General features: G+C 36.1%; 13 protein-coding genes. 6 read left to right on the top strand and 7 right to left on the bottom strand.

From position 1 onward, the window contains the following. Both HC176_RS14565 and rpsA read right to left on the bottom strand, forming a co-directional pair. On the bottom strand, positions 1–477 hold a 477-nt coding region (locus HC176_RS14565; RefSeq protein ID WP_209309725.1), incomplete at its 3' end, for a hypothetical protein. Positions 478–642: 165 nt separating this feature from the next. After that, complete coding sequence (gene rpsA / locus HC176_RS14560; protein WP_167919533.1) at positions 643–2,475, bottom strand: 30S ribosomal protein S1; 1,833 nt, start codon at positions 2,473–2,475, stop codon at positions 643–645. Positions 2,476–2,935: 460 nt separating this feature from the next. Here rpsA and HC176_RS14555 point away from each other — a divergent pair, with 460 nt between their 5' ends. Next, positions 2,936–3,316 carry a LysM peptidoglycan-binding domain-containing protein gene (locus HC176_RS14555; protein WP_167919532.1) on the top strand — a complete coding sequence of 127 codons (381 nt, stop codon included), beginning with the start codon at positions 2,936–2,938 and terminating at the stop codon, positions 3,314–3,316. A gap of 183 nt (positions 3,317–3,499) precedes the next feature. On the opposite strand, the gene HC176_RS14550 is transcribed toward HC176_RS14555, so the two are convergent. Together HC176_RS14550 and HC176_RS14545 are read right to left on the bottom strand one after the other, a co-directional pair. Then, positions 3,500–4,126 (bottom strand): hypothetical protein, encoded by a 627-nt coding sequence (locus tag HC176_RS14550; RefSeq protein ID WP_167919530.1) that lies wholly within the window; start codon positions 4,124–4,126, stop codon positions 3,500–3,502. Continuing rightward, complete coding sequence (locus HC176_RS14545; protein ID WP_167919528.1) at positions 4,107–5,138, bottom strand: hypothetical protein; 1,032 nt, start codon at positions 5,136–5,138, stop codon at positions 4,107–4,109. Before HC176_RS14545 ends, HC176_RS14550 begins: the two co-directional genes overlap by 20 nt. A gap of 233 nt (positions 5,139–5,371) precedes the next feature. Here HC176_RS14545 and HC176_RS14540 point away from each other — a divergent pair, with 233 nt between their 5' ends. Further along, positions 5,372–6,085, top strand: a complete 714-nt coding sequence (locus tag HC176_RS14540) for a hypothetical protein (RefSeq protein WP_167919526.1) — start codon at positions 5,372–5,374, stop codon at positions 6,083–6,085. Between the two features lie 6 nt (positions 6,086–6,091). Here the strand turns inward: HC176_RS14540 and HC176_RS14535 are convergent, their stop codons facing one another. From HC176_RS14535 to HC176_RS14525, 3 genes are all read right to left on the bottom strand, one after another. Next, positions 6,092–6,718, bottom strand: coding sequence for a MarC family protein (locus HC176_RS14535; protein ID WP_167919524.1), 627 nt, complete (start codon positions 6,716–6,718; stop codon positions 6,092–6,094). A 23-nt stretch (positions 6,719–6,741) separates the two neighbouring features. Next, positions 6,742–7,728 (bottom strand): aldo/keto reductase, encoded by a 987-nt coding sequence (locus tag HC176_RS14530; protein WP_167919522.1) that lies wholly within the window; start codon positions 7,726–7,728, stop codon positions 6,742–6,744. Between the two features lie 123 nt (positions 7,729–7,851). Further along, the gene (locus HC176_RS14525; RefSeq protein ID WP_167919520.1) at positions 7,852–8,472 is read right to left on the bottom strand and encodes an L-threonylcarbamoyladenylate synthase; all 621 of its coding nucleotides are present in this window, start codon (positions 8,470–8,472) and stop codon (positions 7,852–7,854) included. A gap of 359 nt (positions 8,473–8,831) precedes the next feature. Between HC176_RS14525 and HC176_RS14520 the strand changes: the two genes are divergently transcribed. From HC176_RS14520 to HC176_RS14505, 4 genes are all read left to right on the top strand, one after another. Continuing rightward, on the top strand, positions 8,832–9,266 hold the full coding sequence (locus HC176_RS14520; protein ID WP_167919518.1) for a universal stress protein: 435 nt from the start codon (positions 8,832–8,834) through the stop codon (positions 9,264–9,266). A gap of 169 nt (positions 9,267–9,435) precedes the next feature. Continuing rightward, on the top strand, positions 9,436–10,050 hold the full coding sequence (locus tag HC176_RS14515) for a fumarylacetoacetate hydrolase family protein (RefSeq protein ID WP_167919516.1): 615 nt from the start codon (positions 9,436–9,438) through the stop codon (positions 10,048–10,050). Positions 10,051–10,297: 247 nt separating this feature from the next. Then, entirely contained in the window at positions 10,298–12,217 is a 1,920-nt protein-coding gene (locus tag HC176_RS14510; RefSeq protein WP_167919514.1) for a DUF294 nucleotidyltransferase-like domain-containing protein, read from the top strand. 34 nt (positions 12,218–12,251) lie between these two features. After that, complete coding sequence (locus HC176_RS14505) at positions 12,252–12,914, top strand: 3'-5' exonuclease (RefSeq protein ID WP_167919512.1); 663 nt, start codon at positions 12,252–12,254, stop codon at positions 12,912–12,914. Positions 12,915–12,918: the final 4 nt, after the last annotated feature.

Here is a 12,918-nt window from a genome sequence, read left to right as displayed (position 1 = left end):
AATTGCATCATTTAAATCGTTGTGCAAAATTGTTAAGTAAAAAAACAAGTCGGCATAGGTGTATTTATTATTTTCAGTATACATGGTAGTATAGTGTGGAGAAACTCTTTTGTCTGTATGACCAACTATAAAACTATTTCCTGGAGCATTTCCAGTTATACCCATAACTATAAAATCTAAATAGGCATATTTTTTATTCCTATCTTCATTATCTCGTAAATCGATGTAGGTGTCAGGTGAGACAAACTCAATGGATGGGGATATTTTCCAAATATTATTTACTGCTTCTTTAAAGTAAGTATTAAAGTTGTTTTTTTCGAGCTCGCCTCCCTCTTTAGCCAAAACCACCAACAGAGGTTTTTCTTTAAAAAGAAGAATGTCGTCTACTTTGCTTTTTTGTACCCCCATTTGAGCATTACCCTTAAAACAAACGAAGCAGACTAACAGGATTAAATTTTTTAAAAATAGAATTTTCATTTTTTCTCTTTTTTATTTCTTGTTTCAATGCGCTAATATAAGATTTTACTTAATTAACAGTAATCTATAATGTAAAAATCGTATGACATATAATTAAAAAAAGCCCCGCATTTCTGCGGGGCTTCGTTTTTTGGGTGGAAAGATTCCTGCTTGCGCAGGAATGTATTACTTCTTCCCGTCCATTTTATCCTTAAGTGCTTGTAAAGCATCGTTAGCATCACCTAAAGTTGGTTTTGCTTCTGCAGCAGCAGCTTCAGCTTTTCTAGCAGCTTGTTTTACAATCTTAGCTTCTTCTTCCTTGAAAACAGCAGTATGAGAGGCTACAACACGCTTAAATTCTTTGTTGAATTCAATGATTTTAAACTCGGCTTTCTCTCCTTTTTTCAATTTGCTACCATCTTCTTTTTCAAGGTGACGTGCAGGTACAAAAGCAACGATATCTTCGTTAAACTCTACAGTAGCACCTTTGTCAACGATTTCAGAAATTTCAGCTTCGTGGCTTGTGTTTAAAGCGAACTCAGTTTCGTACTTGTCCCATGGGTTTTCAGTAGTTTGTTTGTGACCTAAAGATAATTTACGTCCTTCAACATCCAACTCCAATACAACAACGTCTAACTTATCGCCTACGTTACAGAACTCACTTGGGTGCTTGATTTTCTTAGTCCAAGATAAATCAGAGATGTAAATCAATCCGTCAATACCTTCTTCCAATTCTACAAATACACCAAAGTTAGTGAAGTTACGTACAATACCAGTGTGCTTAGAACCTACTGGGTATTTACCTGTAATATCAGTCCATGGGTCTGGAGTCAATTGCTTGATACCAAGAGACATTTTACGGTCTTCTCTATCTAGAGTTAAGATTACCGCTTCAACCTCGTCACCTACAGATACGAAATCTTGTGCAGAACGTAAGTGTGTAGACCAAGACATTTCAGAAACGTGAATCAATCCTTCAACACCATCAGCAACCTCGATAAATGCACCGTAATCTGCGATTACAACTACTTTACCTTTTACTTTGTCACCAACTTTTACTTCATCTGCAAGAGCTTCCCATGGGTGCTTGCTCAATTGTTTTAAACCTAATTGGATTCTTGATTTATCTTCATCAAAATCAAGGATTACCACGTTAAGTTTTTGGTCTAATTCTACAATTTCGTTCGGGTGGTTGATACGAGACCAAGAAAGGTCTGTAATGTGAATCAATCCATCTACGCCACCAAGGTCGATAAATACACCGTAAGACGTGATGTTTTTAACCACACCTTCTAATACTTGACCTTTTTCTAATTGACCAATGATTTCTTTCTTTTGCTCTTCAATATCAGCTTCGATAAGCGCTTTGTGAGAAACAACAACGTTCTTGAACTCATGGTTAATCTTAACCACTTTGAATTCCATAGTTTTGTTTACGTACTGATCGTAATCTCTAATTGGCTTAACGTCAATTTGAGAACCTGGTAAGAATGCTTCGATACCGAATACATCTACAATCATACCACCTTTAGTTCTGCATTTTACAAAACCGTTTACGATCTCGCCAGTTTCGTGTGCTTTGTTTACACGATCCCAAGCTTTGATTACACGCGCCTTACGGTGAGATAATACCAATTGACCAGTTGCATCTTCGCGAACGTCAATCAATACCTCTACCTTATCGCCTACTTTTAAATCTGGGTTGTAACGGAACTCGTTTAATGAAATAACACCTTCAGATTTTGCGTTGATATCGATAATGGCATCGCGATCTGTAATGTGTACCACTTCACCAGTTACCACTTCGTCATCTAAAGTGTCAACAAAATTCTCGGCTACTAATTTTTCAAATTCTTGTAATTGTTGGTCGTCAACCTCGTCAATACCTTCTTGGTAGTTGTGCCAGTTAAACTCCTTTAAGAATTTTTCAGGGTTTGCTTGTGCTTCAGATACTTCTGGAGTTTGTGCAGTTTTTGCTTCAGTTGCTTCAACTTCAGCTTTGTTTTCGTTTTCAGCCATTTATGCTAATTAACTTGAATGCGTTGGTTTGCAATGGTTTAAAACCAAATAACATTCGGGATTTGTATTCTGTATGCTTCGGAAGATTTAAGCGATAAACACACAGAAGCGTTATAAATTGATTTTCAAAATGTTCCTTTTATCTTTCCGTTTTCGCTAAAAGGAGTGCAAAAATACATATTTTCAATCAATTAGCCTAATTACAGTGTTATTATTTATGCCATTTGAAAGAAGCTACAATTATTAACCATAAAATAGATAAATATAATGTGGCTTTTTTCTATATTTAACAAATGTGTGTCAGGTTGAGCGGAGTCGAAACCTAATTATAACCTTCGTTTAACAAGGCCTTTCGACCTTAGTTTATCTTGAGCGAAGTCGAAAGACTCAAGGTGACAACAGTCGATATTATTGAAAATAAAGTGTAACAAAAAATTAAAACAAATAAAACTTAATACCTATGACAGCAAAAGCAAAATACCAACCCGTTTTAGATTTGGGCGAAAAACTGAACGTTACCGACGGTAAAGTGGAAGAAGAAAATGGAAAACTGAAAGTGTGGGGCACCGCAAAGTACCAATATGAAAAAAACCTGCTTTGGGATAAAATCAAGGAAATTGGTGGCGAAAACCCGGCCGATATCATGGCCGATATAAAAGTGGCCGACACCTCGGTATATGCCAGGCACACTGTAAAAAGTGGCGAAACTTTAGGGAAAATTGCTAAACAGTATTACGGCAACCCCGCCAAATACCAAGACATTTTTAAGGCCAATTCTGATATTTTGAAAAATCCCGATGTGATTTACCCCGACCAAGAATTGATCATTCCGAATATATAATTTACTGTATAATAAAATTGAAAAGCGAAACACCGGTTGGGGTTTCGCTTTTTTTTGTGCGGTTAAATGAAGGGCGTTATTCCGAGCAGCGCGAAGAAATTCTTTAAAATTTAATTTACTAATGATTAAATAAATTACAGAGGTTTTGAAGAGTTATGGTAATACATTATTAGGCTCTAGCTTTTACTTCCCAATTTCATCTGTTTTTAGTGACATATAATTGACCATACTACTTATGATGAATATAGTTAAATATATAATAGAAGATAACCAATACAATACTAAAAATCGCTGGATATAAATAAGTATAATTTGAATGAAATTATAAATATATTCTGCTTTAATAGTACTAAAATCTAGCTTGTATTCAAAAGCATTAATTGAGCTCAAATCTGGAAATAATGTACTTATTGATAATAAAACTAATGTAAAAATAGATAAAATTATATTGTAACCTGTTAAATAGGAAAATTGTTTTGAAAAATTAAACGATTGTGTATCAATCAATTTTTCTTGTGAATTTGCCTTTGTTAAGTCTTTTTTTACATAGAATTTGTCAAAACTAAATATAAGAGCTGTAATGAATAATCCAATAAATATCGAAAGTATTGTAGAAACATAAGAAATAAAAGTTTCTGAAAAACCTGTATTTAACGAAACAAGAAGAACTATCGCAACGAAAAAGCTAACTAATTTTCGGGCATATTTGTCTTTAAAGCTTGCAGATGTATTACCGTTTATATCTTTTTGCTCATATTCGGTTGCCTTTTTTTTAAGCTGTTTTGTGTATTTAATTAAATTTAGAGACATTTAAATCTGGTCTTAATTCTGACATTATTTCTTCCTCAAAAATGTTAGTGCAAAATTGATCTAGCTCTTTGAAATCAGGGGTGCCATCATTTAAGTTAACCCTTCCTTCTAGATATATTGTAGGTTGAAAGCTATGATCTTTAGAATTCCACTCAAAAACTTTTTCTTTTTTTGTTACTTGATTTTTTGCTATAAATTTTTTCGTTTTAAAGTCCTTAAGTGCCACATCTTTATTATCGTTTTTAGTAAAGCCCATTTTATTTATAAAGTTAAGTAATTTAGTGCTGTCTAAAATAGATACTTGTGTCTTTTTAGGCGTAATTTGAATATTTATATCATATTCATTTATGATGTTATTAATTGGTTTGTTGCTAGGTGTGGTATTATCAATTATGGTTGACGAAAAAGTCATATTCTTAATCAATGCTCCATCTTTAAATTCATCTTGAAATGATTGAGGAACATAAGGGTATAATTTAGCTTGAAAAAAATTACTTCCTGAAAATAAATTAGAGATATATTTTTTCAAAATGTGTGTTACAGTTTCTTCTATACTATTTGAATGTATAGCAATTAAACCCTCATAATGGTCGGACGGTAAGTATACAAAAACGTAATATGGCAAGAGAACTGATTTATCTCTACCAAGTTTTGAATTATCTGATTTGTCTGCGATACTAGAAACAATAGCATCTTTATCATAAGGACCACCATTTAAAACACCTGAAATAATATTTTCTTTAATTCTTAAACTTGGTTTTAAAGAGTAGTATGGATTGGTTTCTGGGTTTGAAATGATCGTGATAGTTTTTTTATGCTTTGCGTTTTTTGAATGGCCGGTTTGAATTTTCGATATGAAATGATTAAAGCATAATTTAAATGCATCATCGTTACCAATTTCTTTATCCCCTTCAAGTTCTTCTATTGCAAAATCTCTAAAAGTTTTCTCGTTTTTTTTAGACTTCGCTTTTAACTTAATTCTAAAGAATTCTATTTTTGGATTTGCTGCCATTTAAAATGTTTTTTTTAATTATAATATGTTAATTATTATCGATAACGTTTTAGTCAAATTGATTCAAGCGTAAAGTTAAAATACCATTCTGCTCATTTTATCACAAAAAAGCTAAGTTAGTCCTTTTCCTTCCAATCTTACATTTGCTCTTACAATTCTTATCAACGAATTTTTCAACAACCTATAAATCAACAAAATATTCCGTAACTTTAAGGAAGTAAACCCTCTACGCCATGCGAGTTAATATTGAACATCAACTTTTAAAACAGCGCAACAAGCGCAGCAAAGGCAACCACATCTTGTTGCAGGTGCAGCAGGTTTTGGCCGATGACGCCCAGCACGACGATGCTATCCGCGAAGCTTTGGTAGTCGACAAGAACTCAGTTGGGCATTATTCTTTTAACCTCGATTTGCTGGAAACCGATAAGATTTTCCATATCGAAGACATCAAAAAAATATGCGTGGTGTACCGCCTTCGGTTTTTGGATAGCCATTTGTTTAAAGGCGAAATACCCAACGAAGCCATCAATAAAATCAAGCAATTAGAAAAAACGCACCAATGCACTTTGGGCAATTTTAAAATTATGGCGCCCAGCAAACTCTTCCGACTTGAAAATTACGACGACCCGTTGTTGTTTGCCCCCATGGGCAATGGCTATTATTACCTCATTCACAAATGGGGCAACGATTTAAGTGTGTGGCGCAAGTGGCTTATGTATCCCTTCCGAAATTTAGATAGACTGATTGTTTCCTCCGTTTTGGCAGCGTTTTTATTGGCGTTAAGTTTTCCGGAAACTTATTACCACCCCGAATATAAAACCACACAATTTATCTATTTGTGCTTCTTTTGGTTTAAGGTCATCGGTTTTTGCCTGATTTTCTTTGGGGTAAGCCGTGGGAAAAACTTCAATTCGGCCATTTGGAACAGCAAGTTTTCCAATCGCTAACCGTGTTTATGGCATCATAGGCAAATCGAACGATATTTTTATCCCTTGAATGATCATACTGGTACCGATAATGGCAATGATTAAACCCATAATTTTACCGATTACAGAAATGACGTTTCGGCCCAAGTTTTTCACGATAAAGCCGCTTAAATTAAAGGCCAAGTAATTGAGAAAACACATTACGGCGTAAATGGCGATTACAATAGCGATCTTTACGTAACCCGCATTCGAAACGAAGTTCATGGCCGTAACAATGGTTCCGGGGCCAGCAATAATAGGAATGGCCAGTGGCGAAATGGCAATATCTTCATCCAGTTTGGTTTTATTTAAATGCTTCACGTTCGATTTTTTCGATTGCAGCATTTCAAAACCCACATAGAAAATTAAAATCCCACCCGTAATTTTAAACGCCGGAATGGTAATACCGAACAATTGGAAAATAAACTTGCCCAAAATCACAAATACCAATACGATAATAAAAGCCACAAAAGCCGCTTTTCGGCTGATGGCCCGTTTTTCGGTAACATCGGCTTCGTCAACCAACGACATAAAAATCGTCATGTTCGAAATGGGATTGGTAATGGCGAAAAAACCAGTAAAAACCGTTATTGAAAACGCTATTAAATGATCCATTAACTTTTAAATAATTTATTGGGTTAATATACGCCGCGAATGGCATCGTGGACTTCGTTTTGATAGAGTTGCTTTAATTTTTCGTGAAGCTGTGGCTCTAGTGGGGCAAGACTCGAAACCGAAGCATTGCCCAATACTTGTTCTGGGCGACTTGCTCCCGGAATAATGGTGCTTACGGCGTCGTGGTCTAAAATATAACGCAGTGCCAACTGTACCATATTTAAGTCTTCTGGTAGCAGGTCCTTTTTTATGGTATCGACCAATTGTACTCCTTTTTCAAACGGTAAACCAGCGAAGGTTTCGCCCACATTAAAGGCTTCACCGTTTTTGTTGTAATTCCTATGGTCATCAGCAGCAAAAGTGGTATTCTGATCGAACTTTCCAGTAAGCAATCCGCTAGCCAATGGCAAACGTACAATAATGCCAACGCCTTTTTCCTGGGCTTTGGGGAATAATTCAGTTACCAATTTTTGACGAAAGACATTAAAAATAACCTGCAAAGACAGCAGGCCTTCCTGTTTTAGGCAAATCAAACCTTCCTCAACGCTTTCTACGCTAGCACCAAAATGTTTTATGAGTCCGTCGGATTGCAATTCGCGCAACCAATCAAAAACATCGCCCTTCATCAAATAATGCGTGGGAATACAGTGTAGTTGCAATAGATCTAGAGATTCAACACCCAAGTTTTTAAGCGAAGCATCTACAGCACTGTATAAAGCGGCCTTCGAGTATTTATCGGGAAACACATTGGCCGCACGACCAAATTTTGTAGCCACCCGAATAGTGGCATCTGTAGTTTTTAGAAATTCACCTATTAGGGTTTCACTTTTTCCGTTGCCGTAAACATCGGCCGTATCAAAAAAGGTAATCCCATTTTTTACGGCTTCGTTTAAAATATTGAACGCCGTTTCTTTAGAGATGTCGTTGCCCCAATCGGCACCCAATTGCCAACATCCCAAACCAACTTCACTCACTTTAAATCCTTGATTTCCTAGTAGTCTTTGTTTCATTTATGTTTATTATCTAATTAAAGGTAAAACCCAGTAATTTCATCATACGATTAAAATGATGACATTCCTAATCTCAATTACTATCAGGATTCAGAATGACTCTTTTTTTGGGACAGGTTTATTTTAAAAAATCTCCAAATCGCCTTTGCCCTCGCGAACCACGGTTGGCGTATCTTCCGACAGGTCGATAACCGTGGAAGGTTCATTGCCGCCATAGCCACCATCGATAACCAAATCGACCAGACTGTCCCATTTTTCGAGAATCAATTCAGGGTCTGTAGTATATTCCAACACTTCGTCTTCATCACGAATGGAGGTTGAAATAATAGGATTACCCAATTGTTTTACAATTTCCAAGGCAATATTATTATCCGGCACACGGATACCTACGGTTTTCCTTTTTTTAAACGGGTTGGGCAACGATTTAGATCCCGGAAGAATAAAGGTATAGGGGCCAGGAAGCGCCCGTTTCAAAATTTTAAACACCGAAGTATCAATCTGTTTTACGTAATCGCTCAGGTTGCTTAAATCGTGGCATACAAACGAAAAATTGGCTTTTTCAAGCTTCACTTCTTTGATTCTGGCCACACGCTCCAAGGCTTTTATATTGGTAATATCGCATCCCAAACCATAAACGGTATCGGTGGGATAAATAATGAGGCCGCCACTTCTTAAAACACGCACTACTTTTTCAATTTCCCGCGGATTGGGGTTTTCTTCGTAAATCCTTATAAATTCTGCCATATGGTATTGCTTCCTTTTCAGTTTACAAAATAAGCATATTTTATTGTATTCTAAATTCAATTAATAAGTGCAATACTGGCGAAAAAAACAAACTTCTGGATATTGACCAAATTTTCAACGGTCAAATATCCACTAACCGTGCTTCTAAAAAAGTATGGCACTTCTTGAACAAGATGGAGTTATTACCTTTACTCGAACACAAAACTTAAGTCCGTATGCTACAAAACAAAGCAGGGCAACAAAAGTAAGTCCATGATTTAGAACGGTATCGACTTGCATGAAAACACAAAAACTCTTAAATTATCTACTCCAAAATCCTTAAAATTTTGTAACTTAATAGTGGTTTAATTAAAATTAAAATGAAAAACATTCTGGTCACTATAGATTTTGACGGAAACGAACAAATTCTGCTCGACAAAGCCACCGAATTGGCCGAAAAATTCCAATCTAAAATTTGGGTGCTCCATATTGCTGCTCCCAATCCAGACTTTGTGGGTTATGAAGTCGGCCCACAGCATGAACGCGATTTAAGGGCCAATGAATTGTGGGACGAACATAAAAAAATCCAGCAGTACAGTGCCGCCCTAAAAGAAAACGGACTAAACGCCGAAGCATTGCTCATTCAAGGGGCTACGGTTAAAACCATCATGGAAAAAGCCAACTCATTGAACATCAACCTCATCATTGCCGGTTACAACGACCACAGCTTTTTGTACAATGCCATTATAGGGAGTGTTTCCAAACAAATTATTCAGGAATCTAAAATACCTGTACTGATTGTTCCATTGAGTTAAAACTCGGTCTTCTCCAAATCACACTATGATTTCATAACCATGGCTCTCCAACGTATTTCTTTATAGCAACGGACAGTGAGCATCGGCACCAATTCAGGTTACTACTTTTATATCCATTTTAATTGGGTAATTTACTAATTTTACACTTCTAACTTTAAACTAAAATAACATGAAAATACTTGCTATTGGCAAAAACTACGTTTCTACTCCTGATGAAATCAGTGCCAACAAAACCGGAAATCAAATTATATTTTCAAAACCCGAAACAAGCCTTGTAAAAAACAACCAGAATGTAACTTACCCGAGTTTTACCAAACAATTAAATTATGAAGCCGAATTGGTGATTAAAATTGGTAAAAAAGGAAAAGACATTAGTTTAGATAATGCTGCTTCGTTTATTTCGGAAATTGGTATTGGCATTGATTTTACAGCAAAAGATATTTTTAATGCCAGCAGAGAACATAAAGGCCCATGGGATTTAGGTAAAGGCTTTGATGGTGGCGCACCGATTTCTAGATTTAAACCAGTTACCAACTTCCCGAAGTTGGACGATATCAACTTTAATTTGATTATCAATGGCGAAGAAAAACAAGTTGGCAATACCAGCTTGATGATTTATAATTTTAGTGATATTATTGCATTCACTTCAAAATTCATGACTTTAGAGCCAGGCGACCTTATTTTTACGGGCACCCCTGCTTCTGGAACGGGAGAAATCCATAAAGGCGATCACATACAAGCCTCCATTGAAGGCGAGCTGCTTTTAGATTTTAAAATGGTTTAATATCAACAATCTGTTATGGATTTTGAACATGATATATAGTTTTGGCGTCAGTTCGAGTGATTCCGAAGCCATAAGGAATTGTATCGAGAACTTTTGGGTTGAAAAATTCGAATTCTCGATAAAACTTTTTCTCATTTTCAATCGAAAAATCCACTCGAACTGACGAATTTTATAGAAATCCATAACCATCTATAATTAACCATTACTATAAAAAGCTTCACTCCAACTACAATATCAAAAAGACTACATGAATAATTCCATTGCTTATCGGGTTTACGATTTTTTGAAAAATTATCCGCCTTTCAATCACTTAAAAACAGACGATTTACTCAAAGTTTCCAGCGAAGTATCCATCGTCTATTTAGAAAAAGGTGATGTTATTTTTAAAAAAGGCGACCCGTTCAATAATGTGTTTTATGTAGTAAGAAATGGAGCGGTAACCTTAATCCACACCACCAACGAAAATGAACAGGTTGTGGTAAATATTAGTGATGGTGGCGACCTTTTTGGACTCCGTCCGCTCATTGCGCAGGAGTCGTATAAATTAACGGCCAAAGCCAACGAAGAATCCATTGTTTATGCTATTCCTATTGATATTTTTCGTCAGGTAAGTGCGGACAATACGAATGTTTATAAATTCTTGATTACGGCTTTCGCCACGAATACCTTCGACCCCTACACGGCTGAAGAAAACAGCAAAATTTTCGTGGATTATTTGCCCAATACCTCAAAAGACATTGAGTATTTTCAAACAGCAAATTATACCAAGAATCCCATAACCTGTCATCACCATTCCACTTTAAAAGAGGCCGCCATAAAAATGAAAAATCATAAAATTGGTTGCATTATTGTGGTTGACGACAATGATAAACCCGTAGGCATCATTACCAATAGCGACATTAAAAACAAAATTGCCACGGGCATTTTTCCCATCGACACCAATGTAGGAAATATTATGAGTACGCCTGTAATCACTTGTAAAAGAGATTTAACCGTTGCCGAAGGCCAATTAAAAATGGTTCAGTATAACATTGGGCATTTGTGCATCACTAAAGACGGCACCGAAAACTCCAAACTCATTGGGGTGCTCACCCATCATGATGTTTTGGCCACTTTGGGAAACACGCCATCCGTTATTTTAAAGGAAATAAAACGAGCCAAACGCACCAAAAAACTCAGGGCGGCAAGGCTTAAGGCCAATCATTTATTAAAAAGTTATTTGGAGCAAAACATGCCCATTGGCCATATTACAAAAATTATTGCCCAAATTAACGACGCCGTTACCGTTCGTGCGGTTGAAATTGCACTAAAGAAAATGCCTAAAAAGCCACCAGTAAAATTCTCTTGGATTGCATTGGGCAGCCAAGGGAGGAAAGAACAATTATTGTTTACTGATCAAGATAATGCCATTATTTTTGAGGACGTACCGGAGGAAAAACACCAAGAAACGCAAGATTATTTTGTGGAACTTGGGAAACTGGTTAGCAAGTCGTTAAACAAAATAGGCTTTGAATATTGCGAAGCCGGTATGATGGCCAGCAATCCTGACTGGTGCAAAACCATCACCGATTGGAAAGCCCAATTTGGCGATTGGATTTTGAATACCGACGACAAAGCGATCTTGTTGTCTTCAATATTTTTTGATTTTAGCCATGTTTACGGAAAAAAGAACTTGGTAGACGAGTTGTCTGATTCTATATATGAAACTTTAGAAAAAACTTCAATGTTTTTCAAGTTTTTAGGTCGGGATGCCCTAAAAAACCCACCACCTTTGGGCTTTTTTAAAAAATTTGCGGTTGAAAAGGACAATGAACAAAAAGATCTTTTCAACATTAAAAATAGAGCGATTATGCCGCTGGTAGATGCTGCACGACTGCTCATATTGCAAAACAAAATAAAAGGGGTAAACAACACCGCCGAGCGCTTTGAGAAACTAGCAGACATCGACAAGAACAACAAAGAACTATACCAATCGTGCGCGTATGCCTTTAAGGCCTTATCAAAATTTAAAACCAAACAGGGCTTTTTACATAATAACACGGGGAAATTCATTGAAATAGAAACGTTAACCAAAGAGGAGCAATTAAAATTGCGACGATGTTTTAAGCCCATACACGATATTCAAGAAGTGTTGAAAATTCGGTTCGACCTGAAGAATTTTGCATAAAAATGAAGCATCCTTAAAAAAATGAATCATACCCATGGCTTGGAACTGGATTTTTAAGAAGAAAAAGGACTACCCCGATTTTTGGTTGGAATATTTAGAGCATTTTAAAAAAAAGAAAAAGGGCGCTATTGAAAAAACAAGATTTGTGGCCTTTGATACTGAAACAACGGGTTTCGATAAAAATGAAGATAGGGTTTTATCAATCGGCGCAGTTTCAATAATTGGAAATCAAATCCCGGTAGCCGACACTTTAGAGCTCTATTTAAAACAAGACGTGTTTAAAGCTGAAACCGTAAAAATACACGGGATAATACGTAATGGATCTGAGGAAAAGATATCAGAACTCGAAGCGATAAAACTATTTTTAGACTATATAAAAGATGCCGTTTTAATTGCCCATCACGCAAGTTTTGACCGGGATATGATGAATAACATGCTGTTAAGGCATGGCTTGGGAAAACTAAAAAACAATTTTATTGATACTGGTGTTCTTTACAAAAAGTCGTTACATGTCATCTATAAAGACAACACCAAACCCTATACTTTAGATTATTTATGCAGCGAGTTGAATGTTCAGCCCATAGATAGGCACACCGCCACAGGCGATGCGCTTATCACGGCTTTGGTATTTTTAAAACTATTGGCTCGTTTAGACAAAAGAAAACATCTTAATTGGGGTTATTTGTTGAATAGATAAATAT

This window comes from Tamlana crocina (assembly GCF_012037625.1).
The sequence above is the reverse complement of the archived record's forward strand: the minus strand, read 5'-3'. Positions and strand labels throughout refer to the sequence as shown.

Bases quoted from the DNA above. Each gene is read 5' to 3' on its own strand.
- HC176_RS14535 (WP_167919524.1), bottom strand. From the start codon at position 6,718: ATGGATCATTTAATAGCGTTTTCAATAACGGTTTTTACTGGTTTTTTC.
- HC176_RS14515 (WP_167919516.1), top strand. From the start codon at position 9,436: ATGAAAATACTTGCTATTGGCAAAAACTACGTTTCTACTCCTGATGAA.
- HC176_RS14520 (WP_167919518.1), top strand. From the start codon at position 8,832: ATGAAAAACATTCTGGTCACTATAGATTTTGACGGAAACGAACAAATT.
- HC176_RS14530 (WP_167919522.1), bottom strand. From the start codon at position 7,728: ATGAAACAAAGACTACTAGGAAATCAAGGATTTAAAGTGAGTGAAGTT.
- HC176_RS14545 (WP_167919528.1), bottom strand. From the start codon at position 5,138: ATGGCAGCAAATCCAAAAATAGAATTCTTTAGAATTAAGTTAAAAGCG.
- HC176_RS14540 (WP_167919526.1), top strand. From the start codon at position 5,372: ATGCGAGTTAATATTGAACATCAACTTTTAAAACAGCGCAACAAGCGC.
- HC176_RS14505 (WP_167919512.1), top strand. From the start codon at position 12,252: ATGGCTTGGAACTGGATTTTTAAGAAGAAAAAGGACTACCCCGATTTT.
- HC176_RS14510 (WP_167919514.1), top strand. From the start codon at position 10,298: ATGAATAATTCCATTGCTTATCGGGTTTACGATTTTTTGAAAAATTAT.
- HC176_RS14550 (WP_167919530.1), bottom strand. From the start codon at position 4,126: ATGTCTCTAAATTTAATTAAATACACAAAACAGCTTAAAAAAAAGGCA.
- rpsA (WP_167919533.1), bottom strand. From the start codon at position 2,475: ATGGCTGAAAACGAAAACAAAGCTGAAGTTGAAGCAACTGAAGCAAAA.
- HC176_RS14525 (WP_167919520.1), bottom strand. From the start codon at position 8,472: ATGGCAGAATTTATAAGGATTTACGAAGAAAACCCCAATCCGCGGGAA.
- HC176_RS14555 (WP_167919532.1), top strand. From the start codon at position 2,936: ATGACAGCAAAAGCAAAATACCAACCCGTTTTAGATTTGGGCGAAAAA.